At 69.4% G+C, this 13,468-nt stretch carries 13 protein-coding genes and 1 rRNA gene; 6 read left to right on the forward strand and 8 right to left on the reverse strand.

What is annotated here, in order from left to right:
- The coding region (locus ACI3KT_RS18385; RefSeq protein WP_404905858.1) for a DUF4407 domain-containing protein at positions 1-1,550 on the reverse strand (1,550 nt) is incomplete at its 3' end.
- A 104-nt stretch (positions 1,551-1,654) separates the two neighbouring features.
- On the opposite strand from ACI3KT_RS18385, the gene ACI3KT_RS18390 reads away from it, so the two are divergent.
- On the forward strand, positions 1,655-2,137 hold the full coding sequence (locus tag ACI3KT_RS18390; protein WP_404905859.1) for a SixA phosphatase family protein: 483 nt from the start codon (positions 1,655-1,657) through the stop codon (positions 2,135-2,137).
- 151 nt (positions 2,138-2,288) lie between these two features.
- On the opposite strand, the gene ACI3KT_RS18395 is transcribed toward ACI3KT_RS18390, so the two are convergent.
- Positions 2,289-2,855 carry a TetR/AcrR family transcriptional regulator gene (locus ACI3KT_RS18395; protein ID WP_404905860.1) on the reverse strand — a complete coding sequence of 189 codons (567 nt, stop codon included), beginning with the start codon at positions 2,853-2,855 and terminating at the stop codon, positions 2,289-2,291.
- A gap of 64 nt (positions 2,856-2,919) precedes the next feature.
- Between ACI3KT_RS18395 and ACI3KT_RS18400 the strand changes: the two genes are divergently transcribed.
- Positions 2,920-3,558, forward strand: coding sequence for an NAD(P)H-dependent oxidoreductase (locus tag ACI3KT_RS18400; RefSeq protein WP_404905861.1), 639 nt, complete (start codon positions 2,920-2,922; stop codon positions 3,556-3,558).
- A gap of 34 nt (positions 3,559-3,592) precedes the next feature.
- Here the strand turns inward: ACI3KT_RS18400 and rlmN are convergent, their stop codons facing one another.
- Complete coding sequence (gene rlmN / locus ACI3KT_RS18405; protein WP_292904181.1) at positions 3,593-4,870, reverse strand: 23S rRNA (adenine(2503)-C(2))-methyltransferase RlmN; 1,278 nt, start codon at positions 4,868-4,870, stop codon at positions 3,593-3,595.
- Positions 4,871-4,942: 72 nt separating this feature from the next.
- On the opposite strand from rlmN, the gene ACI3KT_RS18410 reads away from it, so the two are divergent.
- The 3 genes from ACI3KT_RS18410 to ACI3KT_RS18420 all read left to right on the forward strand — a co-directional run bounded on the left by ACI3KT_RS18410 (position 4,943) and on the right by ACI3KT_RS18420 (position 6,975).
- Positions 4,943-5,476, forward strand: a complete 534-nt coding sequence (locus tag ACI3KT_RS18410) for a hypothetical protein (RefSeq protein ID WP_404905862.1) — start codon at positions 4,943-4,945, stop codon at positions 5,474-5,476.
- A 72-nt stretch (positions 5,477-5,548) separates the two neighbouring features.
- The gene (locus ACI3KT_RS18415; RefSeq protein ID WP_404905863.1) at positions 5,549-6,229 is read left to right on the forward strand and encodes an ankyrin repeat domain-containing protein; all 681 of its coding nucleotides are present in this window, start codon (positions 5,549-5,551) and stop codon (positions 6,227-6,229) included.
- Entirely contained in the window at positions 6,226-6,975 is a 750-nt protein-coding gene (locus tag ACI3KT_RS18420) for a sulfite exporter TauE/SafE family protein (protein WP_404905864.1), read from the forward strand. The genes ACI3KT_RS18415 and ACI3KT_RS18420 overlap by 4 nt, the downstream gene beginning before the upstream one ends.
- Before the next feature lie 7 nt (positions 6,976-6,982).
- Here the strand turns inward: ACI3KT_RS18420 and ACI3KT_RS18425 are convergent, their stop codons facing one another.
- The 4 genes from ACI3KT_RS18425 to hutH all read right to left on the reverse strand — a co-directional run bounded on the left by ACI3KT_RS18425 (position 6,983) and on the right by hutH (position 12,418).
- Positions 6,983-7,933 carry an arginase family protein gene (locus tag ACI3KT_RS18425; RefSeq protein WP_404905865.1) on the reverse strand — a complete coding sequence of 317 codons (951 nt, stop codon included), beginning with the start codon at positions 7,931-7,933 and terminating at the stop codon, positions 6,983-6,985.
- A 21-nt stretch (positions 7,934-7,954) separates the two neighbouring features.
- Positions 7,955-9,100 carry an imidazolonepropionase gene (gene hutI, locus ACI3KT_RS18430; RefSeq protein ID WP_404905866.1) on the reverse strand — a complete coding sequence of 382 codons (1,146 nt, stop codon included), beginning with the start codon at positions 9,098-9,100 and terminating at the stop codon, positions 7,955-7,957.
- Positions 9,101-9,191: 91 nt separating this feature from the next.
- Positions 9,192-10,865 (reverse strand): urocanate hydratase, encoded by a 1,674-nt coding sequence (gene hutU, locus ACI3KT_RS18435; RefSeq protein ID WP_404905867.1) that lies wholly within the window; start codon positions 10,863-10,865, stop codon positions 9,192-9,194.
- Positions 10,862-12,418 (reverse strand): histidine ammonia-lyase, encoded by a 1,557-nt coding sequence (gene hutH / locus ACI3KT_RS18440; protein WP_404905868.1) that lies wholly within the window; start codon positions 12,416-12,418, stop codon positions 10,862-10,864. The genes hutU and hutH overlap by 4 nt, the downstream gene beginning before the upstream one ends.
- Before the next feature lie 58 nt (positions 12,419-12,476).
- Here hutH and ACI3KT_RS18445 point away from each other — a divergent pair, with 58 nt between their 5' ends.
- Positions 12,477-13,250 (forward strand): IclR family transcriptional regulator, encoded by a 774-nt coding sequence (locus tag ACI3KT_RS18445; protein ID WP_404905869.1) that lies wholly within the window; start codon positions 12,477-12,479, stop codon positions 13,248-13,250.
- A gap of 100 nt (positions 13,251-13,350) precedes the next feature.
- On the opposite strand, the gene rrf is transcribed toward ACI3KT_RS18445, so the two are convergent.
- Positions 13,351-13,467: ribosomal RNA gene (gene rrf, locus ACI3KT_RS18450) — 5S ribosomal RNA — on the reverse strand.
- Position 13,468: the final 1 nt, after the last annotated feature.

The following is a 13,468-nucleotide window of genomic DNA, read 5'->3' on the forward strand; positions in this document are numbered from 1 at the left end:
GGAGCGGGTGGGGGAACGGAAGCCGGTGCGGGAACGGACGTCTCGGCCGGAGCGGCTTCCGCCAGGGACGAGTCCACGGCCTGCGACTGGGCCGACACGATGTCGGCGCGGTCGCGGAAACCCTCTGCCGTGACCTTGTCGAGAGCGACCTGCTTGCGGATCGCCGCGGCCTTCTCGTACAGCGTGGGCTCGCCGTACGAGGTGAGCACCTTCACGAGCACGGGCAGCAGCTCGATCATGAAGAACAGCGCGGCGATCAGCCAGTGCGCCCACAGGATCGTCGGTTCCTTCTCGCTGAGCCGGTTGAGCCCGCTGATCTGGCTGAGCAGACCGGTCGCACCCGCGTTGCCCTGGGCGACGGCATCCGCTCTCGCGTTGTACGCGGCGAGCGCCGCGTCGTAGGTCTTCTGCGCCGCGGGCAGCTGCGACTGGGCCTCCGTGCGGTTCTGCTTCTCGGACGTCGCCGTGTTCTCCTTGGCCGAGCTGCCAGCGGCCGCGAGCTCCTCGTTGGCGGTGCGCAGCTGTGCTGCGAGCGCGTCGTAGGTCTGCTGAGCCTCGGCGAGTTGAGCCTGAGCGGCGTCCGAGCTCGCGCCCTCGCCGTTCACTCCGGTGCAGCCGGGCACGGTGCCGGCGCCCTCACCTGTGAGCTCGCACTGGTAGAGCACCCTGGCCTGGTCGATCACGGCCTGCTGCGCGGTCATCTTCGCGGTGAGGTCGTCGACGGTCGACTGCGCGGCGGCCTGGCTCGCCGACGAAGAGTCGGTGCCGGCGACGATGCCGGTCGCGGCCTGGTTCTGGAGTTCGGCGAGATGCGCGGATGCCGCATCCAGCGCCTTCTTCTCGGGGCCCGTCTCGAGAGCGTCCTGATCGGACTGCGCCTGCGTGATGTTCGTGGACGCGACCTCTCGGGCGATGTCGTTGTGGAAGATCTGCAGCACGAGCGGCTCGGCCACCACGAAGCCGATGATCGCAGCCATGATCACGCGCGGGATCGCGAGCCCGATCAGCCGCCAGATGTTCTTCGTCGACGCCATGGTCGAGGTGAGGAAGCGATCGAGGTTGAAGATGATCAGCGCCCACACGATCGCGAGCGGTACAGCCAGCCAGATCAGGGCGCCCACGCCGGTCGTCAACGCGAACAGCATCGAGATCGCCGAGACCAGCGCGGTGCCTGCGAGCACGAAGAACATCTGGACGAAACGCGGGGTCTCGCCGGGAACGCGGTCGAGGATCTCGCCCTCGGCGCCGCCGAGGATCGCGAGGGTGCGCAGGCGAGATCCGGGGACGCGCGGCTTCTTGTCGCGCTTCGGACGTGGCGTCCGCTCCTTCTTCTCTCGGATGGTGGATGCCGGAGCCGGCTCCGCTTCGAGAGGGTCGATGACCTCGGTGGGGTGCGTCGCGGTGTCTGCTGCAGACTCGCTGCCGGACGGCTCGAACGCCCGCAGGAAGTCGAGGTCGTCGTCGGTCACAGAGCCCTGAGGGGCGTCGGTGTCGAACGAGATCCGCCCCTGGGAATCCATCCGGCCGGGGCGATGCGCGGAATAGGCCATCCTTCGAGGGTAGGGAACCACGCCTGTGCATCCCCCGGACGATCCCTGCGAGGCATTCACAGGTTCGGGGTGCGCGTTCGCATCCGCGATGCCAGTCTTGACCCATGAAGACCCTGCTGCTCGCCCGCCACGCGAAGTCGGACTGGGATGTGTTCGGCGCCGCCGATCATGACCGGACCCTGAACTCCCGCGGTCGTCGCGACGCGCCAGCGATGGCGCGGCGACTCATCGACGACGGCCTCCGCGTGGACCGCATCGTCTCGAGCAGCGCCGCCCGCGCGCGCAGCACGGCCGATGACTATGCCGCCGCATTCGGACTCGCCGTGGTCGAAGAGCCCCTGCTCTACGAAGCATCCTCTCGCGCTATCCTCGCGATCGCGGCGGCGCTGCCAGACGAGAGCGAGGTCGCGATGCTCGTCGGCCACAACCCAGGGATGAGCGACGCGGTGGGCGAGCTGACCGGCGCCTTCGAAGGCCTGCCGACCTGCGCCGTCGCCGAGTGCGCGGTCGACGTCGGCTCCTGGGCCGAGCTCATCGAAGGCACCGGCCGCCTGCTGCGCGTGCGCACGCCCCGCGACGACGAGTAGCGCTGCCCGACTCCGACATCGCGAGGTCCGGTGACGCGCGGCGGATTCGCCGAGCGCACGGCATCTCGCCGAGAGCACGGCTCACCGCCGCCGACCGCCCGTGCACTCGTCGACAGCACGGGAACTCGACGCCTGACGAGATCGCCCGAGGTCAGCCCGGCAGCATCCGCCGGATGCTCGCGTCGTATGCGGCGAGCGCGGCCTCCAGAGGGAAATGCCCGGCCGCGCACAGTGTCGCAAGGCCATGCATGAGCCCCCAGACCCCGAGGAAGTCCTCCGCGTCGGCGAGACCTGCGGCGGCGGATGCGGCACCCAGGAGGTTCTCGAGGTCGACGATGAGCGGCGCCATGACCTCACTCGGATCCCCCGGGATGCAGACCGTGGGGTCGTAGATCACGTCGAAGCTGTTCGGGCGCTCGACCGCGAAGCGCAGATACGCCGCTCCGCCTGCGATCAGAGCGCTGACGGGGTCGACGTCGGCCGCGGCCGTGCGCACCTCGGAGACGAGGTCGACCATGCTCCGCTCGGCGAGAACCTTGAGCAGCCCGCGCCGGTCGGCGAAGTGATGATAGGGCGCGTTGTGGCTGACATCGGCAGCGCGAGCCACTTCGCGCAGGCTGATCTCGTGAGCCGGCTTCTCCGCGAGCAACTGCATCGCGGCGGTCTCCAGCGCGTGCGCGAGGTCGCCGTGATGGTAGCCGGCGCGAGAACTTGACACGAGCAACATTGTCTCCTATCTTGACAGTGTCCAGCAAGTTGACACTGTCCAGATAGGAGACATCATGGCATCCGCACTCGTCATCGACGGCCACCCCGATGCACGTTCCCTCACCGCCGAGCTCGCTCGTCGCTATGCCGAGGCTCATGGCGACGCCCGTGTGCTCGCGCTGCGCGACCTCGAGTTCGATCCCTCGCTGCGCTTCGGCTATCGCGAACGCATGACGCTCGAACCCGACCTCGTCGATGCGAAGAGCGCTCTTCACGAGGCGGCGACGGTCGTCGTCTTCACACCGCTGTGGTGGGGATCGGTGCCTGCGATCCTCAAGGGATTCTTCGACCGCGCTCTGCTGCCACAGCAGGAGTACCGCTATACGAAGCTCGGATTGCCCGAGGGGCTGCTGCACGCCCGCAACGGCCGGTTGTTCCTGCTCGCGGACACCCCGTGGTTCCTCGCGCCGTTCACCGGCCTGCCCGCGCAGACCCATGTCGCCCGAGGGACGCTGAAGTTCTGCGGCGTCCGCTCCGTGCGCACGCATCGGATGCTGGGCGTCAAAGACGCGGCTCCCGAGCGGGTATCCGCATGGCTGGATCGAGCCGCGGCCATGGGCGCACGCGACGGCATCCGCGATGCAGCACGAGACGGGGCACGCCGGGGCGCGTCCGTCATCACGCAGGAGCTCGTGGGGTCCACGGCCCCCTGAAGTCGAACCGGGGCAGCTCTCGAGCCGCGGCGCCTCAGGCCATCGCGGCCGAGGCCGCCTCGTCCTCGGTCGTCGCCACGAGCTGACCGCAGGCGCCGTCGATCTCCTTGCCGCGGGTGTCGCGGAGCGTCGTCGGGATGCCGGCGTCGTTGAGACGGCGCACGAACTCGTTCTGCACATCCTTGTCGGACGACGTCCAGATCGAGCCGGGCGTCGGGTTCAGCGGGATCGGGTTCACGTGCACCCAGCCGCGACCGCGGGCGTTGAGCTTCTCGGCCAGAAGATCCGCACGCCAGGCGTGATCGTTCATGTCCTTGATGAGCGCGTACTCGATCGAGACGCGGCGGCCGGTCTTGGCGTAGTAGCCGTAGGCTGCGTCGAGCGCCTCGTCGACCTTCCAGCGGGAGTTCACCGGGATGAGCTCGTCGCGCAGGTGGTCGTCGGGAGCGTGCAGCGAGAGCGCGAACGTCACCGGGATGCCCTCGTCGGCGAGCTTGTTGATCGCGGGCACGAGGCCGACGGTCGAGACGGTGATGCCGCGGGCGCTCATGCCGAGGCCGTCCGGCTGCGCGGCGACCATGACGCGCACGGCGTCCATCACCCGCTTGTAGTTCGCGAGCGGCTCGCCCATGCCCATGAAGACGATGTTGCTCACGCGCTCCATGCTGTGGTCGTCGGCCTTCTTGCCGCCGAGGCCGCCCTCGGCGATCAGCCGGTTCGCCCGGACGATCTGCTCGACGATCTCTGCGGTCGACATGTTGCGCGTGAGTCCGGCCTGGCCCGTCGCGCAGAACGGGCAGTTCATGCCGCAGCCGGCCTGGCTCGACACGCACAGCGTGATGCGGCCGGGGTAGCGCATGAGCACCGACTCGACGAGGGCGCCGTCATGCAGCCGCCACAGGAACTTGATGGTGTCGCCACGGTCGGTCTCGAGGCGGCGCACCTCGGTGAGCAGCGAGGGGAGCATTCCGCCGACGAGGTCGTCGCGGATGCCGGCGGGTAGATCGGTCATGTCGGCCGGGTCGGACGTGTAGTGCGTGAAGTAGTGCGTCGACAGCTGCTTCGCACGATATCCAGGCAGCCCCAGTTCTTTGACCTTCTCGATGCGCTCGGCGGGGGTGAGGTCGGCGAGGTGCACGGGCGGTTTGCCGCGCTTGGGGCTTGCGAACTGCAGCAGCGGGCGCCCTTCGGCATCCTTCTGCTGGGTCCAGCCCTCTGTCTGGGGCCGCACCTGGGTGCCGGTCGCGCGGACCTTTCCCTGCGCGGGCGCTGTCGCGGGGCGCGTTTCGCGCGCGCGGGAATTCTCGGTCATACCCTCCAGGGTACGCGGTGACGGATGGGAAGCGCCTGGGCCGGAGGGAGCCGCCTGCCTAGACTGAGCACCATGGAGCTCGTGCTGCTGGTCGGAATCGTCATCGTGGTCGTCGTCGGCCTCGTCATCCTCGTCGCCGCGCTGCGCAGCATGCGGCCGAAGGAGCCCGAGGCGCAGGTGTACACGCCATCGCCGACGATGGCACGGACGGCCGCAGCGACCTCGCTCGCGAGCCCGGCATCCGGCCTCACGCCGTCGGTGATCGCCGAGATCGACCGGCTCGTCGCAGCCGGCCAGAAGATCCAGGCCATCAAGCTGCTCCGCCAGCGCACGGGCGTCGGTCTGAAGGACGCGAAGGACCGCATCGACCACTGGTCGATCAGCACGACCGCGCCGCACCTCGCGGCTGTCTCGCACGCCTCGGCGGTCGCGACCTCGATCACACCTCAGCCCGGCTCCCCGCGTGGCAGCGTCCCCGCATCCGTCGCTGCCGAGATCGATCGACTGATCACTGCGAACCAGGCCATCCATGCGATCAAACTGTTCCGCGAGCACACGGGCGTGGGACTCGCCGAGTCGAAGCGCGCGATCGATCACTGGCGGTGAGCTCGGCGCAGCCCATCCTCCGCGCGCGTAAGAGACGATCCGATTCTCAGGAAGATTTGGTATACCAGAAGGATGGGAATCCGACGGATGCTGCTCGCCCCTGCCATCGCGACGACGGTTCTGCTCGCGACGACCGCGTGCACAGCATCCAGCCCGTCATCCGAGGAGGTATCCGTGTCGAGCGCCACACATGACCTGCTCGCCGCGACCACGGTCGATGCGGCCCGGGCCGCGCTCGACGCAGGGGCCGACATCGAGGCCCGCGGCGACGGCGGCATGACCGCGCTGATCGCCGCGACAAAGAGAGACGACGTCGAGATCGCCCGGCTGCTCGTGGATGCGGGTGCGGACGTGAACGCGAAGGACGACATCCAAGACTCGGCTTTCCTCTATGCCGGCGCGCGCGGACACGACGACATCCTTCTCCTGACGCTCGAGAACGGCGCCGATCCGACCAGCACGAATCGCTTCGGGGGGACCGCCCTGATTCCGGCGTCCGAACGTGGACTGCTCAGCACCGTGCGGATCCTGCTCGACGCCGGAGTCGATCCCGACCACGTCAACGACCTGGGATGGACCGCTCTGCACGAGGCGATCGTGCTCGGCGACGGCTCGCAGGACTATGTCGACGTCGTCCGAGCGCTGATCGACGGCGGCGCCGACATCGGGATCGCCGACGGCGACGGCGTGCTGCCGCGCGATCTCGCTCTCGCACGCGGGTACGACAAGATCGTCGCCGAGCTCGACCGATGATCGATCTCAGCGTATGGGCCTGGATCGCACTGGGTCTCGCCGCCGTGATCACCGGCCTGTCGAAGGCCGCCGTGCCCGGCGGCGCGACGCTCGCCGTCGTGCTGTTCGCCGCTGTGCTTCCCGCTCGCACCTCGACCGCAGCCATGCTGCTGCTGTTCATCGTGGGCGACGTCTTCGCGCTGATCGCCTACCGCCGGCATGCGCACTGGCCGACGCTGCTCCGCCTCGCGCCCGCCGTGATCGCCGGGCTGCTCGCCGGGTTCGTGTTCCTCGCTCTCGCCGACGACGGCATCGTTCGGCGCGCAGTCGGAGTGATCCTGCTGCTGATGATCGCGATCACGCTGTGGCGACGGTGGAGACAGGACAGAGCGGATGCTCCGCCACCGGTCCACGGCGGCATCGTACTGTCGTCGACCTATGGCGCACTCGGCGGATTCACCACGATGGTCGCGAACGCGGGAGGGCCCGTCATGGCGATGTACTTCCTGGCGACTCGCGCGCAGGTGCAGGTGTTCCTCGGCACGTCCGCGTGGTTCTTCGCGATCGTGAACCTCGTGAAGGTGCCGTTCCTTGCAGGCCTCGGGCTGTTCACGCCTCACGTGCTGCTGATGGACCTGGCCCTCGCACCGCTCGTGGTCGCTGGTGCACTCGTCGGCCTCCGCATCGCGAAGCGCATTCCGCAGCATCTGTTCGATCGGCTCGTGATCGTGCTCACCGTGGTCGGGGCGGCGTACCTGCTGTTCTGAGAGCGCGTCAGCGCCCGGCCGAGCCCGCGAGCAGTTCCAAGACGCAAAGAGCCGCCAGCCGCACCGTGCGTCCGTCGTCCGCATCGACCGTGGCGTCGACCTCCGCGAGGTCGGCGCTGACGAGCCGATCATCTCCGGCGAGAGCACGCACCAGGGCACGCAGCTCCCACGCGGCGAGCCCGCCGGGAACGCTCGCGGGGCACCCGGGGGCGACCGAACGGTCGGCGGCGTCGACGTCGATGTCGAGATGGATACGGGCGCTTGCGCCGGCCCCGGCGATCTCGAGCGCTTCGGCACTGATCTCGTCGATGCCGCGGCGACGCAGCTCGTCGAGCGTGACCACGCGGATGCCCCAGTCCGCCGCACGCCGCGCGTACGCTGCGGAGTTCGCGAAGTCGGCGATGCCGATCTGCACGATGCGCGCCGGATCGATGCGCTCGGCATCCGGGGCGTCTTCGACCAGGCGCCGCACGGGAGAGCCGTTCGACACCCCGTCGCGCAGGTCGAAGTGCGCATCGATCGTGATGAGGCCGGTGGCTCGCGCTCCGCGAGCTACCGGATAGGTCAGCGAGTTGTCGCCGCCGAGCGCGACGACGAGGCGTGCGGCATCCGTCAGCTCGGCCACCCGTGCGACCGTCTCGGCGATGCCTGCATCGCCATCGGGCTCGACGATGTCACCGGCGTCGACGATGCGCAGCGCCTCGTTCAGGTCGAGGGCGGGCGGGCCCATCAGGGTCGCGCTGTAGCGCTGCAGAGCCTCCCGGACGGCGGCTGGAGTGGCATGGGCGCCCGTGGGCGACAGCGAGGTGCGCCATGTCGGAACTCCGAGGAGGACGGCATCCGCTTTCTCCCCGTCGAACGCGGGCCAGGCCCCGGCCCGCGGCCAGAGCTCGTCGTGAGCCAGCGGCGCACGCACGCCAACATCCAGCGGCGCACGCACGCCATCATCCAGTGCCATGATTCTCCGTTCCGGCGCAGGTCAGGCGACCTGCACGCCGTCCTTCCACACGCGTTCGACCAGCGGCACCCCCGGCCGATAGGCCAGGTGGATCCGCGTCGGCGCCTTCAGCAGCACGAGGTCGGCACGGCGCCCCGGCGCGATCACGCCGATGTCGTCGCGTCGCAGTGCGCGGGCCCCGCCGGCGGTCGCGGCCCAGATGGCCTCGGCGGGGGTCATGCCCATGTCGCGCACCGCGACCGCGATGCAGAACGCCATCGAGCTGGTGAAGCTCGACCCCGGATTGGTGTCGCAGGCGAGCGCCACGGTGACCCCGGCATCGATGAGCCGGCGCGCGTCGGGGTACGGCTGGCGGGTGGAGAACTCCACGCCGGGCAGCAGCGTGAGAACCGTGTCGGATCCGGCGAGCGCCTCGATGTCGGCATCCGTGAGATAAGTCCCGTGGTCGATGGATGCCGCCCCCAGCTCGACGGCGAGCAGAACGCCCGCGCCAGGACCGAGCTGGCTGGCGTGCACGCGGGGCACGAGCCCGCGGGCTGTGCCGGCCTCGAGCACGCGGCGCGACTGCTCGACCGTGAACGCTCCCGTCTCGCAGAACACATCGATCCATTTCGCGTGCGGGGCGCACGCCTCGAGCATCGATCCGATGACGAGGTCGACATAGCCGTCGGGGTCGTCGACGTACTCGACGGGCACCACGTGCGCACCGAGGAAGGTGACCTCGGGCGTCACCTCGGCCGCGAGGCGTACCAGGCGCTCCTCGGTCTCGACATCGAGGCCGTAACCGCTCTTGATCTCGACGGTGGTCGTGCCCTGCGCGTGCATCTCGTCGATGAAACCGCGCAGCCGGGCGCGCAGCTCGTCGTCGGTCGCTGCGCGGGTCGCGGCAACGGTCGAGCGGATGCCGCCCGCCGCATACTTCTGGCCGGCCATCCGGGCCTCGAACTCGGCTGCGCGATCACCGCCGAACACGAGATGGCTGTGGCTGTCGACGAAGCCGGGGATCACTGCCCGACCGTCGGCGTCGACGATCGCGTCGGCGTCCGGTGCCTCATCGGCTCCGCCGACCCAGGAGATCAGCCCTTCTTCGAGGAGCACAGCGGCGTCGTGCAGCACCGGCCCCTCGTTCGTCGTCAGTTCGCCGATGTTCGTGATGAGTGTGCGCATGCTGCCTCCTCGACCTCGCCGGGATGTCGCGTCCCGCTCTGCTCCTCATAATCCCCCGACCAGAGGAGGCAGAGCGGGACGCAGTCCGGTGTCAGAGTCCCATCGGGACCTTGAGCCCGCGCTCGCGCGCGATGTCCTTCGCGTGGTCGTAGCCCGCGTCGACGTGGCGCATGACGCCCGTGCCGGGATCGTTGGTCAGCACGCGCTCGAGCTTCTCGGCGGCGAGCGCCGTGCCGTCGGCGACGGTGACCTGGCCGGCGTGGATGGAGCGGCCGATGCCGACGCCACCACCATGATGCAGCGACACCCAGCTGGCCCCCGACGCCGTGTTGAGCAGCGCGTTCAGCAGCGGCCAGTCGGCGATCGCGTCGGATCCGTCCTTCATGGCCTCGGTCTCACGGTACGGCGAGGCGACCGAGCCGGAATCCAGGTGATCGCGACCGATCACGATCGGCGCCGACAGCTCCCCCGAGGCGACCATCTCGTTGAACTTGAGCCCGGCGAGGTGGCGCTCCTTGTAGCCGAGCCAGCAGATGCGTGCGGGCAGCCCCTCGAAGTGCACCTTCTCGCCGGCCTTGTCGAGCCAGCGGTGAAGAGCGGCGTCTTCGGGGAACAGCTCGGCGATCGCACGGTCGGTCTTGCGGATGTCCTCGGGGTCGCCCGACAGCGCCGCCCAGCGGAACGGGCCGCGGCCCTCTTCGAACTGCGGACGGATGTACGCGGGCACGAAGCCGGGGAACTCGAAGGCCCGGTCGAAGCCACCGAGCACGGCCTCGGCGCGGATCGAGTTGCCGTAGTCGAAGACCGCGGCCCCGCCATCCTGGAAAGCGACCATGGCCTCGACGTGCGCGGCCATGGCTTCGCGCGAGCGACGGGTGAACTCCTCGGGGTCGCGCTCTGCCTCGGCCTTCCAGTCTTCGACCGAGATGCCGATCGGCAGGTAGGCGAGCGGATCGTGTGCGCTCGTCTGATCGGTCACGATGTCGATAGGCACACCGCGGCGGAACAGTTCGGGGAAGACCTCTGCCGCGTTGCCGACGATGCCGACCGAGAGCGCCTCGCCGGCGTCCTTGGCGGCAACCGCACGGGCGATGGCCTCGTCGAGGTCGGTGTAGTAGACGTCGAGGTAGCCGTGGTCGACGCGACGGGCGAGACGGCTCTCGTCGACGTCGACGATCAGCACGGCACCGTCGTTCATGGTGACGGCGAGCGGCTGCGCACCACCCATGCCGCCTGCACCGCCGGTGAGCGACAGCGTGCCCTTGAGCGACTCCCTGCCCAGCGAGCGGGCGACGGCCGCGAAGGTCTCGTAGGTGCCCTGCAGAATGCCCTGCGAGCCGATGTAGATCCACGAGCCGGCGGTCATCTGACCGTACATCGTGAGTCCCAGCTGCTCGAGACGGCGGAACTCGGGCCAGGTGGCCCAGTCGCCGACGAGGTTCGAGTTGGCGATGAGCACGCGCGGTGCCCAATCGTGAGTCCGGAAGACGCCGACGGGCTTGCCCGACTGCACGAGCAGGGTCTCGTCGGGCTCGAGCTCGTCGAGCGTGCGCACGATCGCGTCGTACGCCTCCCAGCTGCGGGCGGCCTTGCCCGTGCCGCCGTAGACCACGAGGTCCTCGGGATGCTCGGCGACCTCGGGGTCGAGGTTGTTCATCAGCATCCGCTTGGCGGCCTCGGCGCCCCAGCTCTTGGCCGTGCGCTGATTGCCGCGCGGGGCGCGGACCGTGCGTGCTTCGACAGGCTCAGCAACCCAGTTCATCATGATGTGTGCTCCTTTGCGATGCGTGCGACGGCGCCGGACTGCACGAGCGCGGTCACGGCCTCCATGTCGGGAGAGAGGAAACGGTCGGGCCCGGGGCCGCCGGCGACGGTGCGGACGAGATCGCGGACGGCGCCCGTGGCGGGTCCGGCCTGCAGCGGTGCGCGCAGGTCGAGCGCGCGGGCGCCGGTGAGGATCTCGATCGCGAGGACGCGGCCGAGGCCGTCGATGGCCCTGCGCAGCTTGCGTCCGGCGGCCCAGCCCATCGAGACGTGATCCTCCTGCATGGCCGACGAAGGAATGGAATCGACGGATGCCGGAACCGCGAAGCGCTTGAGCTCGGAGACGATGCCGGCGGCGGCGTACTGCGCGATCATGAGACCGGAGTCCACGCCGACCTCGTGCGCGAGGAAGGGCGGCAGTCCGTGGTTGCGCGCCGGGTCGAGGGCACGGTCGGTGCGGCGCTCGGAGACCGACGCGACGTCGGCGACGGAGATCGCGAGGAAGTCGAGGACCGCGGCCACGGGGGCGCCGTGGAAGTTGCCGTTGGACTCGATGCGACCGTCGAGCGTGATGACAGGGTTGTCGATCACGCTGGCGAGTTCACGACCCGCGATCGTCGCGGCGTACCCGGCGGTGTCGCGGGCGGTGCCGTGAACCTGCGGGGTGCAGCGCAGCGAGTAGGCGTCCTGCACCCGGCCGTCCTCGGGGCCCTTGTGGCTGTGCACGATGGGAGAGTCGCCGAGGAAGGAGCGCAGGTTCGCAGCCGACTCGGCCTGCCCCACCTGCGGACGCAACGCCATCAGGTCGGCGGCGAACACGGCGTCGGTGCCGAGCTGCGACTCGATCGACATTGCGGCGGCGATGTCGGCCGTGAGCAGCAGCTCCTCGAGATCGTGCAGCGCCAGCACGAGCATGCCCAGCATCCCATCGGTGCCGTTGATGAGTGCGAGGCCCTCCTTCTCGACGAGGGTGAGGGGCTCGATGCCGACTGCGGCGAGGGCATCGGATGCCGGGATCACCTCGCTACTGGGTTCCTGAGCCTGTCGAAGGACGCGCACGTCGCCCTCTCCCATGGTGGCGAGCGCGATGTGCGCGAGAGGGGCCAGGTCGCCAGAACAGCCGAGCGAACCGTACTCGCGGACGATCGGCGTGATGCCGGCGTTCAGCAGCGCGGCGTAGGTCTCCACCACGATCGGCCGCACGCCGGTGCGGCCCGAAGCCAGGGTCTGCAGGCGCAGCAGCTGGAGCCCGCGCACGACCTCGCGCTCGACCTCGGCGCCAGTACCCGCTGCGTGCGAACGGATCAGGCTGGCCTGCAGCTGACGCCGGCGATCGGGGGCGATGAAGGTGGTGGCGAGGGCGCCGAATCCGGTGGATACACCGTAGTGCGGGTTCGGGTCGGCGGCGAGACCGTCGATGACGCCGCGAGTGGCGGCAACGCGATCGAGCGCCTCGGGGGCGATGGCGACGGGAGCGCCGTGGCGCACGACGGCGACGACATCAGCGGCGCTCAGGGGTGCGGCGCCGACCAGGACTGCGGGCAGATCACTCATATCTCGATTCCACACCTTCACAGTCGCGGTGAGGAGGGGATCATGGCATCCTTTGTCTGTGATCCCAGACAACACGGATGCCTCCGCCTCTCAGGTGCCGGCAGCGGAGAACACCCTGCGGATCCTGCGCTACCTGGCAGGACGGCCGGCTCCGGTGGCGGCCTCAGCGATCGCCAGGGACCTGGGCCTTCCCCGGTCGACGGTCTATCACCTGTTGACCACGCTCGCCGCTCACGGATTCGTCCTGCATCTGCGGGAGGAGCGTCGATGGGGTCTCGGCACGTCGGCGTTCGAGCTCGCCGGAGGTTACGCCAGGCAGCAACCGCTCGCCCGGGTGGGGCGGCCTCTCGTCGCCGCGTTGTCCGACAGGCTCGGCGAGAGCGCGCATCTGGCCGTGATGAGCGGCGGAGACGTCCTGTACATCGTCGAAGAGCGTGCGCCCCGGCGGCCCGCACTGATCACCGACGTCGGGGTGCGGCTGCCGGCGCATCTCACCGCGTCCGGTCGCGCCATGCTCGCCTCGCTTCCTCGCGAGCAGGTCAGAGCGCTCTATCCCCATGCCTCGGCGTTCCCAGATCGCACGGGTCTCGGCCCGCGGAAACCCGCTGAGCTGCGAGAGCTGCTCCGCGAGGTCCGTGCCCGCGGCTACGCCACGGAGGACAGCGAGGTCGCCGACGGCCTGCGCAGCGTCGGAGTCGCCGTGCACGATCACACCGGCTGGCCGATCGCCGCAGTCGCGGTGACGTGGGCTGGCGGAGATCTCGACGAGGCGGGGCTGGCGGATGCCGTGAGCGCCACGGCATCGACTCTCGAGTCACGGCTGAAGCGCTGAAAAGCGTCGCTAGTCCGTAGCTGCGCTGCGCCCGTGCGTGAACGGCCCTTAACGCAAGAAAGACCACCCGGCGTTGGGTGGTCTTTCTTGTTTAAAAGAAGTCCGGCGGTGTCCTACTCTCCCACAGGGTCCCCCCTGCAGTACCATCGGCGCTGTGAGGCTTAGCTTCCGGGTTCGGAATGTAACCGGGCGTTTCCCTCACGCTATGGCCGCCGAAA

Source organism: Microbacterium sp. ZW T6_19 (assembly GCF_044987465.1).
In the GTDB taxonomy this organism is placed as follows: Bacteria; Actinomycetota; Actinomycetes; order Actinomycetales; family Microbacteriaceae; genus Microbacterium; species Microbacterium natoriense_A.

Coding starts and splice junctions, on each gene's coding strand:
- hutI (WP_404905866.1), bottom strand. CDS start 9,100: ATGCGCACACTCATCACGAACATCGGCGAACTGACGACGAACGAGGGG.
- ACI3KT_RS18420 (WP_404905864.1), top strand. CDS start 6,226: ATGATCGATCTCAGCGTATGGGCCTGGATCGCACTGGGTCTCGCCGCC.
- ACI3KT_RS18400 (WP_404905861.1), top strand. CDS start 2,920: ATGGCATCCGCACTCGTCATCGACGGCCACCCCGATGCACGTTCCCTC.
- hutU (WP_404905867.1), bottom strand. CDS start 10,865: ATGATGAACTGGGTTGCTGAGCCTGTCGAAGCACGCACGGTCCGCGCC.
- ACI3KT_RS18390 (WP_404905859.1), top strand. CDS start 1,655: ATGAAGACCCTGCTGCTCGCCCGCCACGCGAAGTCGGACTGGGATGTG.
- ACI3KT_RS18425 (WP_404905865.1), bottom strand. CDS start 7,933: ATGGCACTGGATGATGGCGTGCGTGCGCCGCTGGATGTTGGCGTGCGT.
- ACI3KT_RS18415 (WP_404905863.1), top strand. CDS start 5,549: ATGGGAATCCGACGGATGCTGCTCGCCCCTGCCATCGCGACGACGGTT.
- ACI3KT_RS18410 (WP_404905862.1), top strand. CDS start 4,943: ATGGAGCTCGTGCTGCTGGTCGGAATCGTCATCGTGGTCGTCGTCGGC.
- rlmN (WP_292904181.1), bottom strand. CDS start 4,870: ATGACCGAGAATTCCCGCGCGCGCGAAACGCGCCCCGCGACAGCGCCC.
- hutH (WP_404905868.1), bottom strand. CDS start 12,418: ATGAGTGATCTGCCCGCAGTCCTGGTCGGCGCCGCACCCCTGAGCGCC.